The sequence below is a fragment of the Chryseobacterium sp. ERMR1:04 genome, from assembly GCF_001297705.1.
In the GTDB taxonomy this organism is placed as follows: Bacteria; Bacteroidota; Bacteroidia; order Flavobacteriales; family Weeksellaceae; genus Chryseobacterium.
Window position 1 is genome coordinate 161,737 of sequence record NZ_LIRF01000008.1, and the last position, 19,446, is coordinate 181,182.

At 33.6% G+C, this 19,446-nt stretch carries 19 protein-coding genes; 8 read left to right on the plus strand and 11 right to left on the minus strand.

The window, feature by feature from the left end; all coding sequences use genetic code 11:
* Positions 1-5: 5 nt before the first annotated feature.
* From AMQ68_RS17945 to AMQ68_RS17955, 3 genes are read right to left on the minus strand one after another with little or no spacing between them, the layout of a single operon-like run.
* Positions 6-803, minus strand: coding sequence for a DUF4129 domain-containing protein (locus AMQ68_RS17945; RefSeq protein WP_054511987.1), 798 nt, complete (start codon positions 801-803; stop codon positions 6-8).
* On the minus strand, positions 796-1,758 hold the full coding sequence (locus AMQ68_RS17950; protein WP_054511988.1) for a DUF4013 domain-containing protein: 963 nt from the start codon (positions 1,756-1,758) through the stop codon (positions 796-798). Before AMQ68_RS17950 ends, AMQ68_RS17945 begins: the two co-directional genes overlap by 8 nt.
* Positions 1,742-2,725: a stage II sporulation protein M gene (locus tag AMQ68_RS17955; RefSeq protein ID WP_054511989.1), complete on the minus strand. Its 984-nt coding sequence runs from the start codon at positions 2,723-2,725 to the stop codon at positions 1,742-1,744. Before AMQ68_RS17955 ends, AMQ68_RS17950 begins: the two co-directional genes overlap by 17 nt.
* Positions 2,726-2,752: 27 nt before the next feature.
* On the opposite strand from AMQ68_RS17955, the gene AMQ68_RS17960 reads away from it, so the two are divergent.
* Positions 2,753-3,502, plus strand: a complete 750-nt coding sequence (locus AMQ68_RS17960; protein WP_054511990.1) for an RDD family protein — start codon at positions 2,753-2,755, stop codon at positions 3,500-3,502.
* A gap of 145 nt (positions 3,503-3,647) precedes the next feature.
* Complete coding sequence (locus AMQ68_RS17965) at positions 3,648-3,938, plus strand: GNAT family N-acetyltransferase (protein ID WP_054511991.1); 291 nt, start codon at positions 3,648-3,650, stop codon at positions 3,936-3,938.
* Here the strand turns inward: AMQ68_RS17965 and AMQ68_RS17970 are convergent.
* The 5 genes from AMQ68_RS17970 to smpB all read right to left on the minus strand — a co-directional run bounded on the left by AMQ68_RS17970 (position 3,927) and on the right by smpB (position 8,664).
* Complete coding sequence (locus AMQ68_RS17970) at positions 3,927-4,898, minus strand: glycosyltransferase family protein (protein WP_054511992.1); 972 nt, start codon at positions 4,896-4,898, stop codon at positions 3,927-3,929. The two genes, AMQ68_RS17965 and AMQ68_RS17970, sit on opposite strands and share 12 nt — an antisense overlap.
* A complete protein-coding gene (locus tag AMQ68_RS17975; protein WP_054511993.1) occupies positions 4,899-5,723 on the minus strand; it encodes a UDP-2,3-diacylglucosamine diphosphatase in 825 nt (274 codons plus the stop codon).
* 56 nt (positions 5,724-5,779) lie between these two features.
* Positions 5,780-6,520 (minus strand): YebC/PmpR family DNA-binding transcriptional regulator, encoded by a 741-nt coding sequence (locus AMQ68_RS17980; RefSeq protein WP_054511994.1) that lies wholly within the window; start codon positions 6,518-6,520, stop codon positions 5,780-5,782.
* A gap of 93 nt (positions 6,521-6,613) precedes the next feature.
* Positions 6,614-8,128 carry an OmpA family protein gene (locus AMQ68_RS17985; RefSeq protein ID WP_054511995.1) on the minus strand — a complete coding sequence of 505 codons (1,515 nt, stop codon included), beginning with the start codon at positions 8,126-8,128 and terminating at the stop codon, positions 6,614-6,616.
* Between the two features lie 77 nt (positions 8,129-8,205).
* Positions 8,206-8,664, minus strand: a complete 459-nt coding sequence (gene smpB / locus AMQ68_RS17990; RefSeq protein WP_054511996.1) for an SsrA-binding protein SmpB — start codon at positions 8,662-8,664, stop codon at positions 8,206-8,208.
* A 192-nt stretch (positions 8,665-8,856) separates the two neighbouring features.
* On the opposite strand from smpB, the gene AMQ68_RS17995 reads away from it, so the two are divergent.
* A complete protein-coding gene (locus AMQ68_RS17995) occupies positions 8,857-10,479 on the plus strand; it encodes an ABC-F family ATP-binding cassette domain-containing protein (RefSeq protein ID WP_054511997.1) in 1,623 nt (540 codons plus the stop codon).
* 81 nt (positions 10,480-10,560) lie between these two features.
* Here AMQ68_RS17995 and AMQ68_RS18000 read toward each other — a convergent pair whose 3' ends face one another.
* The 3 genes from AMQ68_RS18000 to AMQ68_RS18010 form a co-directional block, all read right to left on the minus strand.
* Positions 10,561-11,373 (minus strand): M48 family metallopeptidase, encoded by an 813-nt coding sequence (locus tag AMQ68_RS18000; RefSeq protein WP_054511998.1) that lies wholly within the window; start codon positions 11,371-11,373, stop codon positions 10,561-10,563.
* Between the two features lie 106 nt (positions 11,374-11,479).
* Positions 11,480-12,289 (minus strand): ferritin-like domain-containing protein, encoded by an 810-nt coding sequence (locus tag AMQ68_RS18005; protein ID WP_054511999.1) that lies wholly within the window; start codon positions 12,287-12,289, stop codon positions 11,480-11,482.
* Positions 12,290-12,315: 26 nt separating this feature from the next.
* Positions 12,316-13,029 (minus strand): ferritin-like domain-containing protein, encoded by a 714-nt coding sequence (locus tag AMQ68_RS18010; RefSeq protein WP_054512000.1) that lies wholly within the window; start codon positions 13,027-13,029, stop codon positions 12,316-12,318.
* 207 nt (positions 13,030-13,236) lie between these two features.
* On the opposite strand from AMQ68_RS18010, the gene recJ reads away from it, so the two are divergent.
* From recJ to AMQ68_RS18035, 5 genes are all read left to right on the plus strand, one after another.
* Positions 13,237-14,949 (plus strand): single-stranded-DNA-specific exonuclease RecJ, encoded by a 1,713-nt coding sequence (gene recJ / locus AMQ68_RS18015; RefSeq protein WP_054512001.1) that lies wholly within the window; start codon positions 13,237-13,239, stop codon positions 14,947-14,949.
* A 35-nt stretch (positions 14,950-14,984) separates the two neighbouring features.
* On the plus strand, positions 14,985-15,569 hold the full coding sequence (gene nadD / locus AMQ68_RS18020) for a nicotinate (nicotinamide) nucleotide adenylyltransferase (protein ID WP_054512002.1): 585 nt from the start codon (positions 14,985-14,987) through the stop codon (positions 15,567-15,569).
* Positions 15,570-15,653: 84 nt separating this feature from the next.
* Positions 15,654-15,992, plus strand: a complete 339-nt coding sequence (locus AMQ68_RS18025) for a DUF3817 domain-containing protein (protein ID WP_054512003.1) — start codon at positions 15,654-15,656, stop codon at positions 15,990-15,992.
* 242 nt (positions 15,993-16,234) lie between these two features.
* Complete coding sequence (locus AMQ68_RS18030) at positions 16,235-18,547, plus strand: TonB-dependent receptor (RefSeq protein ID WP_054512004.1); 2,313 nt, start codon at positions 16,235-16,237, stop codon at positions 18,545-18,547.
* Positions 18,548-18,625: 78 nt separating this feature from the next.
* On the plus strand, positions 18,626-19,399 hold the full coding sequence (locus tag AMQ68_RS18035; protein ID WP_241775173.1) for an alpha/beta hydrolase: 774 nt from the start codon (positions 18,626-18,628) through the stop codon (positions 19,397-19,399).
* Positions 19,400-19,446: the final 47 nt, after the last annotated feature.

Consider the following 19,446-nt stretch of genomic DNA (forward strand, 5'->3'; position numbering starts at 1 on the left):
TTTAATTAAGGTTTAAAGGCTTGATATTGCGTTTTGAATTTCTGATAATTTTGTTCATCAATACTGAATTCTCCGTACCAAACGTATTCGAAGATATAAGATAAATTAGAAAAATCATTTTTAAGATGGGGAGCCTTCAATTCTGCCACATAATCTTTATTGGTTTTTTCAGGATTCCAGTTGATGGATTTTTTATCACTTAATTTTTTAAGCACAAATAAGAACTGATAACGAACTGCCGAACGGTAATCTCCTGCCCTTTCAAAAGTTGCAATACTTTCCGGAAAATTAATCTCATGAATGTTTTCATGAAGCTCTTCATCTTTAATTATTACTTTCTTGTTCTTTTTTCCAAAGATGAAATTCCCGTCTTTCCCTATTAAATATTTAACAATAAAATAGAGAAGAAAACCGACCAGAATAATTCCAAATATTCGAATTAAGATTCCAGCGATATTACCGGATTTTGAGAAAACAGTATCACCAAAAATACTTTGTAATATCTGACCTACTTTTCTTAAAAGCTTTTGCCAGAAAGATTCTTTTGGTTTAACCGTTGTATAATCAAACTCATTTCCTTTGTATCTCGACTGAATATTTTCCTTGAACTTTTTTGGATATACCGTGTTTTCAGAAACCGGATTTTTAAGCAATACAGAATCTGCACGATACATATTTTTGTAATGTCCCGTGTTCAATGAATCTTCTATATACTCTTCAATAACCGTTGGTTGTGGATCATTTTGAGCATAATAAAATTCAAAGGAGAAAAATATCAGTAAGAAAAAAAAGATTTTATTCATTACTTCCGATGGTATCTATTTCTGCTAATTCTACTTTTTGATGAAGGTCTGTTCTGCTGTCATAATACATTAATCCTGAATTCACATACAGCATATTTGAAAGGAAAAATGACACAAGTATCGAGATTCCATACATTACAAAGAAAAATATTCCCGCAGTTCCGGTAAACGGATTTTGTTCAAAATTAGCATCCGGAGTTGATGTTAAAAGTGATCCGAAAAAAAACAGCATCGGAATAAGCGTGAAAATTGAAGTTACAACATATAAAATAATTGAAACAACAATCGTTGATCCCCAATATTTCCAATAAGGTGATTTTTCTCGTCCGTTTGGATAAGAAAACTGAGATCGGATGGAATAGCTTAAACTTTCAAAAAAACCTCGATCAGAATTAAAAAAATCATACATCAAAAATGTTACAACATTAAATAATGTAGGAAAAACCAACAAGATCAAAAAGATTCCAATGACAATCAAAACCAACACATAAGAAAACCCCATTATAATGAATGACAGCGGTGTAACGATAAACATCATGCCTAAACAAAGCTTACCAATTTTGCCTGCATTATTTTTAAAATCACTTAGAATATCATCAGTTTTAATCTTATCCTGCCCTTCCGCCAATCTTTTTAGATAAAAAACCGGAAACAGATAATTAACGATCATTAAAATTAAAAAGAGAAGCAAGGTGAGAATCCCGACAACAATGAGCATTCCCACATTATTGTCGAAATATTGTTGCAAATAATAGCTCTCGCCATTAAGATTAGAACCAAACAATTGTGAGAACAATTCTTTGTATCCTAAAACAAATACAGTTACCATGAAGATCATCAGCAAACCATTCAGTAAAATATAATTTTTGAAATAATTTTTACCGTATAGTTTGAAAAAAGTAAAACTGTCACTTATAAAAGTCCCGAAATCTCTTTTTTTATAAAACTGCATCATTGATTGGGTTGTTAGTTTTTTTGTTGACAATAGCCGGATAAATAATATAATAGAATCCTATGATCGCTAATGTTCCGAAAATAATAATTAAATTCAAAATCAACGGCATCTTTAAAGCATGTCGTGTGACATATCCTTCAATAATTCCTGCACATATTGTAAATGGAATGGTACTTAAAAATATTTTAAATGAATCTTTAAAGCCATTTTTAAAAGAATTAAATCTCGAAAAAGTCTTTGGAAATAAAATAGAGGCTCCCAAGATCAACCCGCACATCGCCTCAATGACCATGGCGAAAATCTCAAAAACTCCGTGAAGCCAAATTCCTCTTGCGCTGTCTTTCAACGCTCCATAATCGTAGAAAAAATACTGAAAAGAACCCAACATCACACTGTTTGAAAGCAAAGCATATAAAGTTCCTACTCCACCTGCAATTCCGTAGATATACAGTTTTGCGCCAACTCCGATGTTATTAAAAATAATCCCAATGGTACTTCCCCAGGTTGAACCACTTTGATACACTCCAACAGCGTTTCCTTTTTTAATATTCTCTATCGTTTCATTCACATAGTTTTCACCAAGAATAATATTCGTAAATTCTTTATCGTAAATCGCAGAAAGAACTCCGATTAAAGTAAACAAAGTGAAAAACAAGAATGCATACGTTAAATATCTTCTGTATTGATAGACCAACAAAGGCACTTCGGTTTCAAAAAAATACAGAATTCTGTTCTGCTCTACTCTTTTGGTCTTATAAATTTTTTGAAATATCTGAGAAGACAGGTGGTTTAAATAAACCGTAGTATTACTTTTGGGGTAATAGGTCTGCGCAAAAGAAAGGTCATTGATAAGGTTGATATACAGCGAAGACAGGTCATCAGGATTTTTTTTTACTTTCCCTTGAATAACCTGTTCAATTCCCAACCATTTTTCTTTATTTTGCTTAATGAAATAAACCTCTCTCATAATTGTAAGGCTAAAATAATAAAAAATATGTCTCAAATTGCGATTAATACTTCACAAAATGTAAATATTAATTTCAACATCGCAAGTGTTGGAGAAAGGATGCTTGCATTCATCATTGATCTTTTAATAAAGGTGCTTTACGCAGTCGTTGCTTTCTATGTATTTTTTAATTTTTTTGATCTGGGCTATTTATTAAACGGTCTCGATCAATGGTCTCAAATGGCCATTTATATTGCAATTACATTTCCTATCTATATTTATCCCGTGGTTTTGGAGAGCCTGATGGAAGGTCAAACTCCCGGAAAAAAATTAATGAAGATTCGTGTGGTGAAAATTGATGGATATCAGGCAAGTTTTGGAGATTATTTAATTCGTTGGGTTTTCAGATTAATTGATACTTCTTTTGCCGGAGTTGTTGGTTTAATTTCTATGATCGTTTCTAAAAACAATCAACGTTTAGGAGATATTGCTTCAGGAACTGCAGTAATTTCATTAAAAAATACCATTAATATTTCCCATACCATTCTAGAAAACATTCATGAAGATTACATCCCGTCATTCCCTCAAGTTATTGCTCTAAGCGACAACGACATGAGAATTATCAAAGACAATTACACCAAAGCATTACGAGTGGATGATAGACAAATCATCAATAAACTTTCTGATAAAATAAAAGGGATCTTAAAACTTGAAGTGGATGCTACAAAAATGACGGAAAGGCAGTTTATCCATATTGTCATTAAAGATTATAATTATTATACAGGAAAGGATAGTTAAAAATGTGAATTGTCAATTTTGCTTCGCAAGTGAATTGTGAATTATTTTCAATACAAAAAAACTGACAAGAGAATCGAATTGACCATTTACAATTAACTACCTCAAGTCGGTGCAGTTTTTGTATTTAATCAACAAAGCCTTACTTATGAAATTTGAAAACAATAAATCCGGAAACGGCGGAGTTCTTACGCTAAATAACGAAATCAAAGAAATAGGAAGATTGACCTACACCATTTTTCCCGAAGATGATAAATTAATCATTTCCTTCGTTTTAGTTCACCCTGAATTTGAAGGCAGAGGAATGGGGAAATATTTGGTTGAGGAAGCCATCAAATTCTCACGAGAAAATAATTGGAAGGTTTATCCACACTGTTCTTACGCAAGAGCTGTAATGACGAGAATGAGTGATGTAGATGACATCTTTTTAAAGAATTAAAACATCATTCACCAATATATCCTCAATATTATCCGGGTAGTTTACTTTAAGATGATGATCAGAAGCTACCCAGTCCATTATCTCATTTAATGCTAAAATTTTAGAATTCGGAATTCCCATTTTATCTAAAGCACAAGCGTTGCATTCCTGCTCATATTGATTATGAATAGGAATAACGAATAATTTTTTATCCATGAAAAGGGCCTCTGCAGGAGTTTCAAAACCGGCGTTGCACAAAATACCTTCGCAGTTTTCGAAATATTTTAAATATTGAATTTCATCAATCGGGAAAACCTCCACATTTTTCACTTTAACCTGAATTTTACTGTGCTTTGAAAATACTTTCCATTCAACAGGAATCTGTTCTAAAACTTTAATGATATTTTCATCAGAAAAACTCGGTAAATACACAAGATAATACCCTTTTTTATCAGGATTAAGGTTTCTGATTTTATGTCTAATAACAGGTTTTTTGATTTGTGGGTGATAATTTTCAAAATGAAAACCTATCTTCCTTTCACTGGGAACGTAGTATTTCAGAATCATCTCTCCTAGAAAATCTTTCTTATCCGGCTTTGGAGTTTCAGCAAAACTCATAGATGCCTGATGGCTTAATTCGATCATAGGAAGCTTCTTGAGTTTACTCGCCCAGCCCGTTAAAGGTTCGTAATCATTAATAATTAAATCATACTGTTTTAACTCTAGCTCCCTAATCGTTTTTATTGCTTCAAAAAACTTATTCTCTACAAACGTTTTTCGATAGGATAATCCTCCGGTTTTGTTATAAAGAAGGGAAATACCTTTATGTTGAAAGTTAATGTTAAAATCAGCCTTTAATTGCGATTGATGCCCGCTGATTAATGTATCAACCGAAGCGTATTTTTTAAGAAGGGGAATAATTTCCTGCGCTCTTGCGACATGCCCGTTTCCGGTACCCTGAAATGCGTATAAGATTTTCATTTAGGAAAAATTGGTTACTATTTTTAAAAGCTCAGAATTATCCATATCCTGAATTTCTTCAACTTCATCATCTTTCAACAAATGTTTATGCTCATCATAATAAAAGATCTTCCATTCTTTCTCATTATATTCCAAAGCAGATAAATTTTCTATCCAATCTCCGGAATTTAAATAAGTACAAGATCCTTTTTTATTGATGACTTCACGAATTTGAGGCTGGTGAATATGTCCGCAAATAACATAGTCATAATGATTATCAATAGCCAGCTCAGAAGCCGTCAATTCAAAATCACCGATATATTTCACTGCTTTTTTCACATTGTTTTTGATCTTTTTTGAAAATGAGTATTTCTCTTTCCCCATTTTATCTAAGAACCAATTTACAACATTATTGATTACAATTAATAAATCGTACCCTTTTCCCCCTAATTTAGCGATCCATTTAGAATGTTGAACAGATGCATCGAAAACATCCCCATGAAAGATCCATGTTTTCTTTTGATCAATATTCAAACAAATTTTATTGCAGACTTTAAGTTTACCCAATTGAAAATCGGTAAACTTCCGGAACATCTCGTCGTGGTTCCCTGTGATATAGTAAACATCAGTATTTTTGGTGGCCAAGGAAAGAATTTTCTTGATCACCTTCAAATGAGGTTTAGGGAAGTAAGACTTTTTGAATTGCCAGATATCGATAATATCACCATTCAAAACTAAAATCTTAGGCTGAATAGAGTTTAGATATCTTAATAATTCTTTAGCCTTACATCCATAAGTTCCCAAATGAACATCCGAAATAACAACTAACTCAATATCTCTTTTCATAGTTTTATGCAAAGAAACTAATTGAAAGTTAACTGTATATGAATGTTATATTATTTTTATAGAGCGTTCATCAACTCTTCTGTAATTTCCATGTTGTGATAAACGTTTTGTACGTCATCATCTTCCTCGAAACGGTCAAGCATTTTCATATTTATCTTAAACTGCTCTTCTGTAACTTCTTTTGTGTTGTTGGCGATTCTTTGAAGTTCTGCACTTTTCACTTCAATTTTAAGCTCATCTAGTTTATGAGATAAAGAACCGAAATCTTCAAAAGCGGTCGTGATCATTACTTCCTCTTCATCTTTTTCTACATCTTCTGCTCCACCGTCAATCATTTCCATTTCAAAATCATCCCAATCCATTTTGATTTGAGCGATATCAATACTGAAAATACCTTTTCTATCAAAGATAAAAGCCAGCTCACCATTCTTACCTAAGTTACCGTCAAACTTATTGAAGATTGCTCTTACGTTCGCAACGGTTCTTGTTGTATTGTTCGTCGTACATTCTACGAAAAATGCAACACCACCTTGTCCGTAACCTTCATAAGTAATCTCTTCATAGTTCTCTGCATCTGCACCACTCGCCTTTTTGATTGCTCTTTCTACATTATCCTTCGGCATATTGGCTCCTTTCGCATTCTGGATACATCTTCTCAATGCAGGATTTGCTTCAACATCAGGCCCACCAGCCTTAACTGCTAATGCAATATCTTTCCCTATTTTAGAGAAACTCTTGGCCATTTTATCCCAACGGGCCATTTTAGAAGCTTTTCTATATTCAAACGCTCTTCCCATTTTTATTTTAAATTTTCAACAAAATTAATTAAAAGTAAACGAAAAAAAAATACCCCCAGAGAACTGGAGGTATTTATTATTTAGAAAAATTAATTATTTTTTCTTTTTAGCTGGAGCTTTCTTAGCTGAAGCCTTTTTAGCTGGAGCTTTTTTAGCACCTTTCTTAACTGCTTTTTTAACTGGAACAGCTACAGTAAGATCATTTTTCTTATAAGTTTCCCAATCTGCACCTGAAATAGCTCTTACGATAACTTTTCTGTCAGCTTGTCTTTCTGCATCAGAAGCTTTTGCAGGAACTTTAGCTTCTTGAGAACCGATACCAATAGACTTAAGAGTGTTAGGGTTAATTCCTCTAGCCTCTAAAGCAGCAACTACAGAAGCAGCTCTTTGTCTTGATAAGTTCAAGTTGTAAGCAACAGAACCTTTAGCATCTGTCATACCTACTACTAGGAAGTTAGTTTCTTCAGCATCTTTGATGATTCTAGCTGCAGTATCTAATTTCTCACTAGATTCAGCTTTGATTGTAGCTTTGTTGAAATCAAATAAGATAGCTTTCAATGTTTCGTTAACAACAATTACATCTGGCTTCTTAGGAGCTGGACATCCGTTGTATTCAGGAAGACCTGGAACTGTAGGACAAGCATCATCTTTATCAAGGATACCATCACCATCAGTATCTGGCCAAGGACAACCGTTGTTTTCAGCAGGACCTGCTACTGTAGGACAAGCATCATCTTTGTCGATAATACCATCACCGTCAGTATCTGGCCAAGGACAACCATTGTTTTCAACTGGACCAGCAACATCTGGACACTGATCGTCTTTATCTGGAACTCCATCACCGTCAGTATCTGGACATCCTTGGAATTCAGGTAAACCTGGTGTATCTGGACATAAATCGTCTTTATCTAAGATACCATCCTTATCTCTGTCTCTGTTTCCAAATCTGAAGTTTAATGAAGCAGAAGCTTGCCAGAAGTTAGCAACTGTAGACTTGTCTCCTGGAGTTGATACGTAATCTCCTTGTACACCTAAACCGAAGTTTTTAGTCAACCAGAAGTTCACACCTGCACCAGTAGAAACTGTAAAGAAGTTAGCTTTACCGTTTTCGTTACCATTTTCTCCATTTTGAACCCACTCTCCGTTAACATCAGTTCTTGGGAAAGTAAGAGCAGTATAGTCATGTCTTAAGTAGTTAGCACCAACTCTTAAATATGGATCAAACCAAGATTCTTCGTTCCATAAAAGACCTGCAGCCTTCACTTGTAAACCAAGACCAGTCATCAACATAAACTCTTTACCCATGTTGAATCTTTTGTTTTCAACATTTCCAACTGAAGTCTGCCAATCTACAACGAAACCTTTAGCAACGTTTCTTGCAACTGTAAGCTTAGATAGTGGAGGTGTAATAGAGAAGTTGTTCGTATTGAACATCGTCTTCGTTAAATTTTTAGCAGAGAACGTATTACTGAACTCACCTCTAACTGCTGTGTGATTTTCCGCGTGAGCACCAACCCCGATCATCCACGGATTGTTGGTAGTCTGAGCGAACACAGTAGAAGCAACAGTAAGCGCCAATGCTGAAATTCCTAATTTTAGATTTTTCATAGAATTAAATGATTAAATAATTGATAATGCAAAATAAATATAATTTTTCTTTATAAACAAAGTTTTTCAAATGATTTTTAACTTTTCTTTAATATTCTGTCCAGATTTCGTTTGTTTTCTCTATCTTTTATGCTCTCCCTTTTATCAAAAAGCTTTTTTCCCCTTCCCAAGGCTATTAGCACCTTCGCTCTGCCTCTATCATTTATATACAATTTTAAAGGAATAATCGTATTACCTGCATCTTTTAGCTTTTTTTCAAGTTTTTGCAATTCTTTTTTGTGCAACAGCAATTTCCGTTCCCTTTTTGTTTTGTGATTATAAAATGTACCCAGCTTATATTCATCAATCATCATATTAATGATATACAATTCTCCATTAATAAATTGGCAGAAAGATTCTGTTATAGAGGCTTTAGAAGAACGCAAAGATTTTATTTCAGTACCTGTTAAAACCATACCGGCTTCCATTTCTTCGATAAATTCATATTCAAATCGGGCCCTTCTATTTAATATATTGACTGTCTTTTCAATCTTCATTTTAGTATTTATATAATTATATCGAATTGAATTACATCCAATTCTACATTAAGTAGTCCCTTATAGGACGTACTCTATTAATTTCATTAATGAAATATATAAAAAATACCCCACATTTAAAAACTTGAATATTACATTATTACGAAATACCCAAATTCTTTTCGTATTTTTGCGCCAAATTTACAAAACTATATGTTAACAGTATCTAACTTATCTTTACAATTCGGGAAAAGAGTTCTTTTTGATGATGTAAACATCATGTTTACAAAAGGAAACTGCTACGGAATCATCGGAGCAAATGGTGCAGGAAAGTCTACATTCCTTAAAATATTAACAGGAAAGCAGGATCCAACTACAGGACATGTATCTCTGGAACCAGGAAAAAGGATGTCAGTTTTGGAGCAGGATCACTTTGCATACGATCAATATACTGTTCTGGAAACTGTTTTAAGAGGAAATACAAAATTATTTGAAATAAAAGAAGAGATGGACGCTTTGTATGCCAAAGAAGATTTCTCTGATGAAGACGGTATCAAAGCAGGTGAACTTGGGGTAGTGTATGAGGAAATGGGCGGTTGGAACTCAGAATCTAATGCACAAACCATGCTTTCTAACGTGGGTATTAAAGACGATATGCACTGGCAGGTAATGGGTGAACTTGAAAACCAAGACAAAGTAAAAGTTCTTTTGGCTCAGGCACTTTTTGGAAGTCCTGATGTATTGATTCTGGATGAACCTACGAATGACCTTGACATTGAAACAATTGCTTGGCTAGAAAACTTCCTTGCAGATTACGAAAACACTGTAATTGTAGTATCTCACGACCGTCACTTCTTAGATACGGTTTGTACGCATATTGGAGATTTAGATTATGCTAAATTAAACCTTTATACAGGTAACTACTCTTTCTGGTATCAGGCTTCTCAGCTAGCAACAAGACAAAGAGCTCAGGCTAACAAAAAAGCGGAAGAGAAGAAAAAAGAACTTCAGGATTTCATCGCAAGATTTAGTTCAAACGTTGCAAAAGCTAAACAGGCAACGGCGAGAAAGAAAATGATCGATAAATTAAACATCGATGATATTAAGCCTTCTTCAAGAAGATATCCGGCTATTATTTTCGAAATGGAAAGAGAAGCAGGAGATCAAATTTTAGATGTAAAAGGGCTTGAAAAAACGAAAGATGGGGAATTATTGTTCTCAAACATCGATCTAAACCTTAAAAAGGGAGATAAAGTAGCTGTACTTTCTAAAAACTCTTTAGCAATTACTGAGTTTTTTGAAATTCTAGCAGGAAATAATCAGGCAGATAAAGGAACTGTAGCTTGGGGAGTTACCACAAACCAATCTCACATGCCGTTGGATAATACTAAATTCTTCCAGGAAGATATCAGCTTGGTAGACTGGTTAAGACAATTCACTAAAAATGATGAAGAGCGTCACGAAGAATTCATGAGAGGATTCTTAGGAAGAATGTTATTCTCAGGAGATGAAGCGTTGAAATCTTGTACTGTACTTTCAGGAGGTGAAAAAATGAGATGTATGTTCAGTAGAATGATGCTTCAAAAAGCAAACGTTCTTTTACTTGATGAACCAACCAACCACTTAGACCTAGAAAGTATCACAACATTGAACAACTCATTGTCTAACTTTAAAGGAAATCTATTGTTATCATCTCATGACCACGAAATGCTTTCAACAGTCTGTAACAGAATTATCGAATTAACTCCTCAAGGAATTATCGATAGAGAAATGACTTATGACGAATATCTTTCTGATAAAAAGATCAAAGAATTAAGAGAAAAAATGTATTCTTAATCGGGTACAATACTAAAATCAATGATAAAAAAATTCCTCAAACTAAACTTTGAGGAATTTTTATTTTTAAGCAATTCTAAATTATTTTGTCAGCTTTGTAGTGGGTAAAGTAACCGTTCCGGGATCTTTCCACAAACCATCTTTTTCTGCTTTTTTCTTAATATTCTGCGCTCTTTTTTCACTATCAGGGTGAGAGTTAAACATTTTCTGAAAACCAGACTGAGTACTTCCTTCCGAAAGCAATGCCAGTTTTTTGAAAGCTGTATATTCCGCTACGACATTATAATGATTAGCTTTCATGAAATCATAAGAATAGTCATCTGCCTGCGACTCTTGCTTCTTGCTGTGAGAAGCATCCACAAAAGCATTCGCCATTTTTCCAATCTGACTTTCATTAAGCGTAGATACGGTAGATGAAGCCGAAGAAGCAGCATCTAATGCAGCAGCCTTTAAATAAGCCGATTTAATAGCATCTTTGGTGTCCTGATTTTTCACATGACCAATTTCATGACCAATGACAGCCAACAATTCATCATCCGTCATCATATCCATTAAAGAAGAAAAAACACGGACACTTCCATCTGCACAGGCAAAAGCATTGATATCTTTCACTTTGTACACTTTATAGTTTAAGTTAAGACCATCCTGAGTTTTGTGTTTCCCAAAAAGCTTATTCAACCTTACTGTATAAGGATCTTTTGGTCCTGCTATCTCATTATTCTTATCCATATAATCTACCGACTCTTTGGATAATTTTATAGCATCTTCATTCGTAAAACTAAGTGCTTTTGAACCTTTGGAAACAACGTCTACCGCCTTTCCAAGACTAATTTTTTGTGCATTGGCTTCGCAAATTACGCCCAATAAAAACACAACGATAATAATTTTTTTCATATTAATAATTTTAGGTTTAGTTCAACGAATATATCATTTTTAAAATAAAAAATCCTTTTCCAGAAAACTCTGAAAAAGGACTTACACCTAATATTAAGAAATCACTTTATACAATAAATAAAGATGCAATTGCTGTAGCATCAGTACCACTCAGGATTTCATCATAAGCAGCAGAACCTGCAGCAGCTCCGAAAGCCGTTGCCGTATTGTACCCTGCCTGATTTGTATTACCTTCACCTGCATATACAGCATTGGTTGCAGCAGGCATATTTCCACCATCTGCTAATTCTATCCAGCCTTTATTGCCTCTCATTCTTCTTACTTGAGAAGCGTGTCTGGCTTCCACAGAATGAATCTGCAAAGCTGCCTGTAATACGGCTTTATTAGACATTACATTTCCTGCCTGTCCTTTATATGCTCGTACGCCTGTATCTTCAAATGCCTGAGCCAGAATTAAGAATTGATTATAGTCTGCAAAAGGAGCAAACGCACCACCCACTGTAAAATCGAAATTTGGTTTAGCAATTGGTGTTGTTCCTAAAGAAGTCAATGTACTTTTCAAAAAAGCTACGTGAGCTGATTCATGTTTTGAAATCTGCATAAATACTGGTTTATCAGAACTTGGAATAAGCCCCGCAGTACCTAATCCTTTCGAATAATATTCATCTTCAAGATATTCTAATGTTAATGCAAGCGTTAACGCATCCGTTAATGCAGTTTTAAAAAATGTTCCTGAAGTTTTGGTAGTCTCTGCTTTTGCAGAAGTAGACATTAAAGTTCCCAATCCTAATGGTACAGCAGCAACTGCTGCTTTTTGACCCATTGAAGACATATTCGTAAGAGATTCTAATCTTGAAGTTTCTGTAGTGAAAAATTTATCATCAGAAAGTTTATCTAGTAATTTAAGAATGTTCATAATTGTTGATTTTGGAAGTGAATAATTTAGTTAATACCTCTTTCTTTCCAAGTGAATGGAGTTTTGATAAATCCTCCAGCTGCGGCTACAATCTGATTAGGCTCTTTGGCAACATCCAATCCGTTTGCATCGATAACATCATCGCCTGAAAAATCAGTAGATCCAGGATTAATCGCATTTCTTATCGCAGAAGCATGTCTCGCTTCTACAGAAACAATTTTCCCGGCAATTACTAAATAATCTGGATTTGTAATATATTTTCCAGCTCCATTATACGCTGCTACACCAGTATCTTCCAATGCTTTTGCAGTTGCTAAAACAGAAGCTCTGTTATTGAAATTTACATTAGGATATTGAAATTCAAGGGTTGGTAATATATTCGCAGTTACTCCACCTATTGCAGCTTTGAAAAAATCTCTGTGAATTAATTCATGATGGTATAAATCTGTAAAAAGTGTTTTTTCGGCATCAGAAATACCAGAGTAAAAATTGTTTACCACTTTAGTATAAAAATCTGCTTCAAGCTGTTCTAGCGCATACGCATAGTTTAATACTCCTACATCTCCTGTACCGAGATCGAATATTTTAGAATTATCCACCATCTGAAAATCAGAGTTATCATCGCATCCTACAAGCGCAAGACCTGCCATTGCAAGACCAATACCGCCAAGTTTAAGAAAGTTTCTTCTACCAGTATCCAAGGTGGCACCCTGGTTAGAAACACTGATCGTTTTTTTCATAATATTAATTTTTTAAGTGTTATAACTTTATTTACGAGGGCAAATCTGTTTCGGTTTTCATTAATTCAATTTTTATTCAATTTTATTTAAAAAAGTTTCACAAAAAGAGTTAAACAACTGAAAAACAATAAATTAATTTCACGTCATTCATTTTTTTTATCCTAAGAATTCCTCGTTTTTAAAATATATTTTCCCTATTTTTGTGAAATGAGTCAAAAATGGATTTACAAGCCTGAACCCGATGAGGAGATAGTGGATGGATTAAGTTCGTCACTTGGTTTTGGAACTTTCGAATCTAGACTCCTCGTTCTGAGAGGAATTGACGATTATCAAAAGGCCAGAGAATTCTTTAAACCTAATCTTACCGATATTCACAGTCCTTTTTTAATGGCCGATATGCAAAAAGCTGTTGAGCGCATTGCAACTGCCATTGAAAACGGAGAAAAAATAATGGTTTATGGAGATTACGACGTAGATGGAACTACTGCCGTAGCCTTAATGTATCTATACCTCAGCAAAATTGTTGAGAAAAAATATTTAGATTTTTATATTCCGGATAGAAATTCTGAAGGATATGGAATTTCTACAGAAGGAATTGATTTCGCTAAAGAAAATGGATTTTCATTGATCATCGCATTAGATTGTGGAATCAAGGCGATTGATATGATCAACTATGCTCAGAGTTTAGATATTGACTTTATTATTTGTGATCACCATTTACCGGGAGACGAAATCCCCAATGCGGTAGCTGTTCTAGATCCTAAAAGAATAGACTGCAGATATCCATTTAAGGAACTTTCAGGTTGTGGAGTTGGTTTTAAATTATGCCAAGGCTTAAATACCATTTATAAACTTCCCGATGCAGAGTTATTTGAATTAACTGATCTTCTGGCAATTTCTATTGCCGCAGATATTGTTTCTATGACTGGCGAGAACAGAGTTTTGGCTAAAATGGGTCTTAAAACGCTAAGAAAAACCAGAAATCTAGGTCTTAGATTATTAATTCCTGAAGATAAACTTTCTCATTTCGAGATCTCCAATATTGTTTTTGAAATTGCACCAAAAATCAATGCTGCCGGAAGAATTTCCCATGGAAAGGCTGCCGTTCAATTGATGGTTTCTGACAATTTAAAACATGCCAATCAAATCGTTGGTGATATTATGAACCTCAACGATGAAAGACGTGAGCTGGATATGAATTCTACTCTTTCTGCATTAAACCAGATTCTGGAATCTCAGCAGCAAAGTAAATTGACAACCATTGTATACCATCCTGAATGGAACAAAGGTGTTATCGGAATTGTAGCTTCAAGACTTATTGAAACTTATTATAAACCTACTTTGGTTTTCACTGACGGAAATAACGGAGAGATGGTAGCTTCAGCACGATCTGTTTCTGATTTTGATGTCCATGAAGCCTTAGATATTTGCTCTGAATACTTCTTGAAATTCGGAGGCCATCATGCTGCAGCAGGACTTTCAATGGAAAAAGATAAGTTTGAAGCTTTTAAAATAAAATTTGAAAAAGTAGTTACCGAAAAAATCAAAGAACATCAGAGAGAGCCTTCTATTACCATTGATTCTGAAATTAGCATTGATGATGTGAATAGAGAGTTTATTAATTTTCACAGAAAATTAGCTCCGTTTGGACCTCATAATATGAAACCGATTTTGGCCATCAAAAACCAGAAGCTTGCCGGCTATGTAAAAACGATGGGGAAAGATAATAATCACCTTAAATTTTACATCAAACAAGAATCTACAGGTAGAAATATTGAGTGTGTAGGTTTTAAACTGGGCCAGTTCTCAGAAGATTTTAAAAACAAGAACTTCGACATTGTCTTTACATTAGAGGAAAATCATTGGAAAGGAAATGTAACGCATTATCTTAATATTAAAGACGTAAAGTTTAGGGATTAGTAAACAAGAAGCTTATTCCTGAGCCCTAATGAAATATGAAAAAAATAGGCTTATTTTTCGGTTCGTTTAATCCAATTCATATTGGACATCTGATTTTGGCTAATTATATTTTAGAAAACTCAGATATGGAAGAATTGTGGTTTGTGGTAAGTCCGCAAAACCCTTTCAAGGATAAAAAATCTTTATTGAAAGACCATAACAGACTAGATATGGTGCAACTTTCGATTAAAAACTATCCGAATATGAGAGCTTCTAATGTAGAGTTTTCTCTTCCAAAGCCGAGTTATACTATTGATACCCTGACTTATCTTCATGAAAAACATCCCGACTATTCTTTTAGTTTAATTATGGGAGAAGATAATCTTGGTAGTTTACACAAATGGAAAAATTATGAAACACTCATTAAGAACCATCATATTATTGTGTATCCAAGAGTTTTTGATGGTGAGAAAAAAGATTCAGATTACCTTCAAAATGAAAACATCTCTTTAATCAAGGCTCCCGTTATCGAGCTTTCGGCCACGGAAATCCGAACGATGATTAAAGATGGTAAAAATATAAGACCAATGCTACCTCCGGAAGTTTTTGATTATTTGGACGGTAGTAATTTTTATAAGTAAATTTGCAGTACAGGAAATAGGTTCCAGGAATTAGCGCTTAGGCTTTAATTTATAACTTATAATTCATCATTCATAACTCAAGAAATGGACTTCATCGATAAAATATTCTCAAAATATTCTCAGGAAAAAATCATTAAATGGTTTAAACAAATCTGTATTGCAGAAGCAATTTCCTGTATTTTATTATACGGAGTTGCCATGATCTGGATTCGTTATGATGAAAATTTATACTCCATTATATTCATAAGTGTTGTCGGAAGTTTACATGGGCTTTTCTTTACCCTTTATCTTTTACTTTGCCTTCCGGCCAGAAAAATTTATAATTGGGATGATGAAGATTTTGTCTTCGCCCTATTATCTGCATTTTTCCCTTTTGCGACCATCTGGATAGATAAGAAGCTAGCCCGTTTCGATAGAGAATAATATTTATTTTCAACTATTTTCAATTTCGCTGTAACATAATTTATGTTACAGTTGTCTTATTATGTAGAAAGTCAAAGTACACTAAAAATCTCAATGTAAATTTTAACAACTGAAAATCAATAAGTTGAAACAAGTTTGAAAACATTTTTACTACTTTGTATTGCATGATACTAAATTTATTACATATCTTTGCAATATCAATTAATAACGAATACAAGCTATTAACACTTAGAAACAACATCATGAAAACGCCACTACTCATCGCCGCCATATTTTTCACAGGATTTGCTTTTGCACAGGAAAAGAAATCTGATACGCTTAAAACTAAAAGCATAGAAGAAGTTACCATCAAAAAACAAGTCTTTAAAAAGCAAAGTGACCGTTTTGTTTACGATGTTGCCGCTTCTCCTATTACAAAAGGAAATACCACTTTCGATATTTTAAAGCAAACTCCACTACTCTCTTCAACAGATGATAAGACGTTGAAAATTGCAGGAAAGAATAATGCTATCATCTACATCAACGGTAGAAAAAGCAATATGGATGCAGATTCATTGGTGCAGTTCTTAAAAAACACACCTGCTGAAAACATTCAGAAAATTGAGGTGATCACGGTTCCTGGAAGTGAATATCAGGTTGAATCTTCAGACGGAATCATCAATATCGTTTTAAAGAAAAAAATGAGTGATGGGCTAAGTGGAAACATGAGAATGTCTAATTCACAAAACAAGTTCAACGGAAGCAACGCCAGTTTCTCTGCCAACTACAGAAAAGATAAATTGGGAATTAGTGCTAATTTGAGTGGTGGAGAAAATATCCAAGGACAATCTTATGTTTTAAGAAATGGAAATGACTCTTCTTCTAACGAATCTGTAGGTGATATTAATGATCCTAATAAAAACTTGGGAGGTTATTTAAATGTAGATTACCAATTGAATGACAACAGTAATTTGGCTTTATCATGGAATACTTGGGCTAATAAAAGCTATAATTCTACTGTAGATTTATTTAATACAACGCGTTCTTATGATAAAAAGAATGATAACTATATTACCAATTTTACTAACTCCAGAAACAAAGAAGACGCTAGATCATATAATAATTCTGTTAACTTAAACTATGAATTAAAAACAGATTCTTTAGGAAGTAAATTGAATGTAAATGCAGCCTACCTTAATTACAGGAGATTTCAGTTTACTGACAATAGAACGATTATTTCTAATATGAATGGTAATGATATTAGACTTGGACAACAAGTATTTCAGGACTTGCCACAGGTTATTAATAACTTTTCAGGTACTGTTGATTATATCAAAAAATTTAAAAATGATTTCACAGTATCTGTAGGTGGAAATTATAACAAAACGAAAACTAATAATGATACCCAAAATAATACTCTTGATTATAGCTATGATGAATTGGGGAATTTAGAAGGAATAACCAATACACCAACACCAAATCATTTTGTTTATAATGAAAACATTTATGGGGTTTATTTAACATTTGAACAGAAATTTAATGATAAGTTTTCAGGGAAATTAGGCGCTAGATATGAGATCACAAACAGCGTTGGAACATCAGATAATGCTGCGACTCCAGATCTTCAAAAAATTGAAAGAAAGTATAATAACTTATTACCTTATGTAAGTTTTAATTATGCCATCAATGAGAAAAATAATATTTCTTATGCCTTTTCAAGCAGAATGAGAAGACCAAGTTTCTGGGAAATTAATCCGGTAAGAAATATCTTAACAGAAGATAATTATACTCAAAACAATCCTTTTGTAAAAGCATCTTCTACCTATAACCAGGAGTTAACCTATATGTTTAAAAGTTCATATTTCTTAATCTTAAATCACTCATTTTATAAAGATGTAATTACACAGGTTCCATTACAGAGAGATATTTTGAAGCCAAGATTAGATGAAATGGGAAACCCTGTTTTGGATGAAAATAATCAACCTATAATGGATCAACGTAAACAACTGAGATATATCCGTACTAATTTTGGAGATAAGCAAGAAATGTCAGCGATGTTGGGTATTCAAAGAACATTCTTTAAAGAATACTTAACAACTAATTTCAACATTGGTCTTCAGCATAACATCAATAATGGAAGCTTAAGTATTGATCCTACTTCAGGAGATGTATTTCCTACTTATGAAAATAAAATACGTTCCACAAGTGTGATTATTCAAACTAATAACACCATTCGTTTGGATAAAAAGAAAACTTGGTTCTTAGGAGTAAATTACTTCTATGTTGATAAACAACAAATCGAGCTTGGAATGTTAAAGAAACTAATGAGTTTAGATTTAAGTTTAAAGAAAAACTGGAACGAATGGACATTTGCAGTGAATGTAACAGACGTTTTAAGAACAAACATTGTAGAAATCGAAGATTACCAAGACAATGGAAACTATAATTATGTAAAAAATGACCAATTCAGAAGAGGGATGACCGTAAGTATCACTTATAACTTTGGAAACCAGAAAGTGAAAAAAGTAAGAGATATCGAAGGGGCTTCTGATGCGATCAAAAGCAGAACAAGATAGAAAACAATCATTCTTCATATCAATTATTTTGTACAGTAACTCGTTGAGAAATCAGCGAGTTTTTTATCTTTAATCCGTATGAAAAACTTAATAATAATTTTCGGATGTTTCTTTATGTTGCTTTTTACTGGCGGTTGCAAGAAAAAAACAATAAATCTTGGTGAAAAAAATTCTTTTGAAAGCCAGGAAAACATCTCTTACGGTAAAGATTCTGAACAAAAAATGGATCTTTATATTCCCAAGAATATTTCAAATTCAAAACCGGATGTCTTTATTATGATTCATGGTGGTGGATGGAGAGGTGGCGAAAAATCTAATTTGTCTTTCTTTACTTTATCTATGATGAAGAAATTCCCTACTTCTATTTTCGCCAATATTAATTATCGTTTGGCTTCCACCACTCGTTTTGCCATCCCCAACCAGACCGATGATATTACGAATACAATGCTTTATTTAGAAAAAACATTACACTACCAACCTAGATTTATTCTTTTGGGAAATAGTGCCGGTGGACATTTATCAATGTTGTATGCTTATCAATTTGATCAGGCTAAAAAAGTAAAAGCGGTCATCAATATCGTAGGGCCATCTGATCTGTCGGATTCTAATTTTAAAAAGTATAGCGATTATTCTTTTGTTGAAAACCATTTAATAGATCCAAAAATACTTTCTTCCGGCGTATCAATGATGAATTTTGCGAGTCCGGCCCACTGGATAACCAATACCTCAGCGCCAACGCTTTCTTATTATGGACTCAGTGACCAAGTGATTCCGTTATCACAAAAAGCCATATTAGATTCTATCTTAGATAAAAATAAGGTAACTCATGAATCATTCGAATTTAATGGCTGACATCTCGATTGGGATAAAGAAAATAATGCGTCTTTTTTAATAAACAA

Bases quoted from the DNA above. Each gene is read 5' to 3' on its own strand.
- AMQ68_RS17995 (WP_054511997.1), top strand. From the start codon at position 8,857: ATGTTAACAGTATCTAACTTATCTTTACAATTCGGGAAAAGAGTTCTT.
- AMQ68_RS17985 (WP_054511995.1), bottom strand. From the start codon at position 8,128: ATGAAAAATCTAAAATTAGGAATTTCAGCATTGGCGCTTACTGTTGCT.
- AMQ68_RS18025 (WP_054512003.1), top strand. From the start codon at position 15,654: ATGGACTTCATCGATAAAATATTCTCAAAATATTCTCAGGAAAAAATC.
- AMQ68_RS18000 (WP_054511998.1), bottom strand. From the start codon at position 11,373: ATGAAAAAAATTATTATCGTTGTGTTTTTATTGGGCGTAATTTGCGAA.
- recJ (WP_054512001.1), top strand. From the start codon at position 13,237: ATGAGTCAAAAATGGATTTACAAGCCTGAACCCGATGAGGAGATAGTG.
- smpB (WP_054511996.1), bottom strand. From the start codon at position 8,664: ATGAAGATTGAAAAGACAGTCAATATATTAAATAGAAGGGCCCGATTT.
- AMQ68_RS17980 (WP_054511994.1), bottom strand. From the start codon at position 6,520: ATGGGAAGAGCGTTTGAATATAGAAAAGCTTCTAAAATGGCCCGTTGG.
- AMQ68_RS17945 (WP_054511987.1), bottom strand. From the start codon at position 803: ATGAATAAAATCTTTTTTTTCTTACTGATATTTTTCTCCTTTGAATTT.
- AMQ68_RS18005 (WP_054511999.1), bottom strand. From the start codon at position 12,289: ATGAACATTCTTAAATTACTAGATAAACTTTCTGATGATAAATTTTTC.
- AMQ68_RS17955 (WP_054511989.1), bottom strand. From the start codon at position 2,725: ATGAGAGAGGTTTATTTCATTAAGCAAAATAAAGAAAAATGGTTGGGA.
- AMQ68_RS18035 (WP_241775173.1), top strand. From the start codon at position 18,626: ATGAAAAACTTAATAATAATTTTCGGATGTTTCTTTATGTTGCTTTTT.
- AMQ68_RS17960 (WP_054511990.1), top strand. From the start codon at position 2,753: ATGTCTCAAATTGCGATTAATACTTCACAAAATGTAAATATTAATTTC.
- AMQ68_RS18010 (WP_054512000.1), bottom strand. From the start codon at position 13,029: ATGAAAAAAACGATCAGTGTTTCTAACCAGGGTGCCACCTTGGATACT.
- AMQ68_RS17965 (WP_054511991.1), top strand. From the start codon at position 3,648: ATGAAATTTGAAAACAATAAATCCGGAAACGGCGGAGTTCTTACGCTA.
- AMQ68_RS17950 (WP_054511988.1), bottom strand. From the start codon at position 1,758: ATGATGCAGTTTTATAAAAAAAGAGATTTCGGGACTTTTATAAGTGAC.
- nadD (WP_054512002.1), top strand. From the start codon at position 14,985: ATGAAAAAAATAGGCTTATTTTTCGGTTCGTTTAATCCAATTCATATT.
- AMQ68_RS17975 (WP_054511993.1), bottom strand. From the start codon at position 5,723: ATGAAAAGAGATATTGAGTTAGTTGTTATTTCGGATGTTCATTTGGGA.
- AMQ68_RS17970 (WP_054511992.1), bottom strand. From the start codon at position 4,898: ATGAAAATCTTATACGCATTTCAGGGTACCGGAAACGGGCATGTCGCA.
- AMQ68_RS18030 (WP_054512004.1), top strand. From the start codon at position 16,235: ATGAAAACGCCACTACTCATCGCCGCCATATTTTTCACAGGATTTGCT.